1 pseudogene is annotated in these 3,964 nt (G+C 74.3%); it reads left to right on the top strand.

What is annotated here, in order from left to right:
* Nucleotides 1-3,964 (top strand): annotated as a pseudogene (locus ADL01_RS46300) (SDR family NAD(P)-dependent oxidoreductase); the annotation flags it as partial.

Genomic DNA, 3,964 nt, shown 5'->3' with positions numbered 1-3,964 from the left:
ACGTACACGGCGCCGAACTCGACTGGAAGGCCCTCTTCCCCGGCGCCCGCACCACCGTCGACCTCCCCACGTACGCCTTCCAGCGCCAGCACTACTGGCTTCTCTCGCCGGAGCAGGAGGCGGGCGCGCCAGGCGTCGAGCCCACCCTCGCGGTGGACGAGGTGGAGGCTCGGTTCTGGGAGGCCGTGGAGCGCGAGGATCTGGCGGAGTTGGCGGCCGAGCTGGAGGTGGCGGACGGGTCCGCCGCCGCCGAACTGGCCGCCGTACTGCCCGTCCTTTCGTCGTGGCGCAAGCAGCGGCGTGAGCGGTCGACCCTCGACGGGTGGCGCTACCGGGTCACCTGGAAGCCGCTGGCCAGTGGCGCTCTTCCCGGTCCGGTTCTGACCGGGCGTTGGCTGGTCGTCGTTCCCGAGGAGGCGGCCGCCCACGCGTGGGTGGCGGGTGTCACGGACGCGCTGACGCAGGCCGGGGCGACCTTCGCCGAAGTCCGCGTCAGCGGCGCCGAGTTGACGCGCGAGACCCTGGCCGAACGCCTGGGTGAGTACGCGTCCGGCGCTCACGACGCCTCCGACGTCTCCGGCGAGGCCGAGCGGATCGCCGGAGTGGTCTCGCTGCTGGCCCTCGCCGAGCAGCCGCACCCCGCACACCCGGTCCTGCCGACAGGCCTCGCGGGCACCGTCGCCCTCGTACAGGCCCTCGGCGACACCGAGATCGACGCGCGCCTGTGGGCCGTCTCCACCGGAGCCGTCTCCACCGGACGCAACGACCGGGTGGAGAGCCCCGCCCAGGCGCAGACCTGGGGCCTGGGACGGGTCGTGGCCCTGGAACACCCCGAGCGCTGGGGCGGTCTCGTCGACCTGCCGCAGACCCCCGACACCCGCACCGCGGCCCGGCTCGCCGGGATCCTCGCGGGCGTAGGCGCCGAGGACCAGCTCGCCGTGCGCGGCTCCGGAGTCTTCGTACGCCGCCTCGTGCGGGCGGAGTCCAGCACCCCCGCCGGCCCCGCGAAGGGGAACACCCCCGAACCCGCCGCCACCCCGTGGACTCCCCGCGGCACCGTCCTGATCACCGGCGGCACCGGCGCCCTCGGCCCCCACCTGGCGCGCTGGCTGGCCCGCGAGGGCGCCGAGCACCTCGTCCTGACGAGCCGCCGCGGCCCGGACGCCCCCGGAGCTACCGAACTCCGCGCAGAACTCGAGGAGTTGGGCGTCCAGGTCACCATCGCGTCCTGCGACGCCGCCGACCGCGAAGCCGTCTCCGCGCTCCTCGAAGGGCTCGCCGCCGACGGGCATACGCTGCGCGCCGTCATCCACGCCGCCGCCCTCATCGAGCTCGCCCCCCTCGCCACCACCACGCTCGGCGGCTTCGCCGAGATCGTCGCGGCGAAGGTCGCGGGCGCGGTCGTCCTGGACGAGCTCCTGACCGAGACCGGACTCGACGCGGATCTCGACGCGTTCGTGCTGTTCTCCTCCATCGCCGCCGTCTGGGGCAGCGGCGACCACGCCGCGTACGCAGCCGCCAACGCCCACCTCGACGCCCTCGCAGAGCACCGCAGGGCGCGCGGCCTGACCGCCACCTCGATCGCCTGGGGTGTGTGGAACGTCGTCAACCCCCACGAGAGCGGCAGCGCGCCGGTCGACGTCGACCCGGAGCAACTGCGCCGCCAGGGGCTGCCGTTCCTCGACCCGGACCTCGCGTTCGCGGGCATGCGCAAGACCCTGGACGACGACGAGACGTTCCTGGCCCTGGCCGACGTGGACTGGGACCAGTTCGTGCCGGTGTTCACCTCGCGCCGCGCCCGCCCGCTGCTCGCCGACCTGCCCGACGCCCAGCGCGTGCTGGCCGCCGCCGAGGACGGTGCCGCCGGTGAAGGGGCCGACGCGGGTGCCGGGGGGGTCTCGACCAAGGCGTCCGCGCTGCGCGAGCGCCTCACCGGCCTCGCCGGGCCCGAGCGGGACCGCGTCCTGGTCGACCTCGTGCTCACGCACGCGGCGGCCGTGCTCGGCTACGAGTCCGCGCAGGCCCTCGACCCCGAGCGGGCCTTCCGCGAGTTCGGCTTCGACTCGCTCACCGCCGTCGACCTGCGCAACCGGCTCGGCGCCGCCACCGGTCTGAAGCTGCCCACCACGGTCGTCTTCGACCACCCCAACGGCACCGCCCTGGCCGCGTATCTGCGCACCCAGATCCTCGGCGCCGACACTGCCGTCGCCCGCCCCACGGCCTCCCCCGTCGCGGCGGCCACCGACGAGCCGATCGCCATCGTCGCGATGAGCTGCCGCTACCCGGGCGGCATCAGCACCCCCGAGCGGATGTGGCAGGTCCTCAAGGACCGCGCCGACGTCGTTGGCGGCTATCCGGCGGGCCGCGGCTGGGACACCGCCCACCTCTACGACCCGGACCCGGAGACCCCCGGCACCACCACGACCAGGGGCGGCGGCTTCCTGCACGACGCGGGCCACTTCGACCCGGCCTTCTTCGGCATCTCGCCCCGCGAGGCCCTGGCCATGGACCCGCAGCAGCGCCTCCTCCTGGAGACGTCCTGGGAGGCGTTCGAGCGCGCCGGCGTCGACCCCCGTTCCGTACGGGGCGAGGCCGCCGGAGTGTTCGTCGGCACCAACTACCAGGACTACGGCACGGGGCCCGGCCAGGTCACCGCGGGCTCCGAGGGTCACATCCTCACCGGCAGCGCGCCCAGCGTCATCTCCGGGCGCATCGCCTACACCTTCGGTCTCGAAGGCCCGGCGGTGACCGTCGACACGGCCTGCTCGTCGTCGCTCGTCGCCATGCATCTGGCCGCACAGGCCCTGCGCAACGGTGAGTGCTCGCTCGCTCTCGCGGGCGGTGTCGCCGTGATGTCGTCGCCGGGCGCGCTGATCGCCTTCAGCCAGCAGCGCGGCCTCGCCGCCGACGGCCGCTGCAAGGCGTTCGCCGCCGGCGCCGACGGCATGGGCATGGCCGAGGGCGTCGGCATGGTGCTCCTGGAGCGCCTGTCCGACGCGCGCCGCAACGGTCACCGCGTGCTCGCGGTCGTACGCGGCTCCGCGATCAACCAGGACGGCGCGAGCAACGGCCTCACCGCCCCGAACGGTCCCTCCCAGCAGCGCGTCATCCGCGCCGCCCTCGCCAACGCCCGCCTCACGCCCGCCGATGTGGTGACCCGATCGAGGCGCAGGCCCTGCTCGCCACGTACGGGCAGGAGCGGCCGGAGAGCGGCGAGCCCCTGTGGCTCGGCTCCATCAAGTCCAACATCGGGCACAGCCAGGCCGCCTCCGGCGTGGCGGGCGTGATGAAGATGGTCCTCGCCATGCACCACGGCGTACTGCCCCAGACCCTGCACATCGACGAGCCGACCCCCGAGGTCGACTGGACCGAAGGGGCCGTCGAACTCCTCACCGAGGCACGCGACTGGCCCGAGCGCGAGAGCGGCGGACCCCGCCGCGCGGGCGTCTCCTCCTTCGGGATGAGCGGTACCAACGCGCACGTGATCCTGGAGCAGGTGCCGTCGGCGGAGGAGCCCGACCCCGCTGTGGCCGCCGGGGACGCCGGGGATGCCGGGGAGGCCGCTCCGTCGGTGGTGGCGGGTGTCGTACCGCTGGCCCTCTCCGCGAAGACCGAGAGCGCCCTGCGGGAGCAGGCCGCCCGGCTCCGGGAGCACGTGCTGTCGCACGGCGAAGTCCAACTCGACGATGTCGCCTGGTCGTTGGCGACGACGCGGTCGCGGTTCGAGCACCGGGGCGTCGTCCTCGGGCGGGATCGGGAGGAACTCCTCGCCGGGCTCGAAGGACTCGCCCAGGACGACGCGGCGGCCACTCACGTGGTGTCCGGCCGCGCGCAGACTGGCGTGGTCCGTCCGGTGTTCGTGTTCCCGGGGCAGGGGTCGCAGTGGGCGGGGATGGCGCGTGAGCTGCTGGATTCCAGTCCGGTGTTCGCGGAGCGGATGCGGGAGTGTGCGGATGCGCTGTCG

It is taken from the genome of Streptomyces sp. NRRL WC-3618, assembly GCF_001280005.1.
GTDB lineage: Bacteria > Actinomycetota > Actinomycetes > Streptomycetales > Streptomycetaceae > Streptomyces.
Note: the sequence above shows the minus strand (reverse complement) of the source record. Positions and strands in the feature narration are given on the sequence as shown.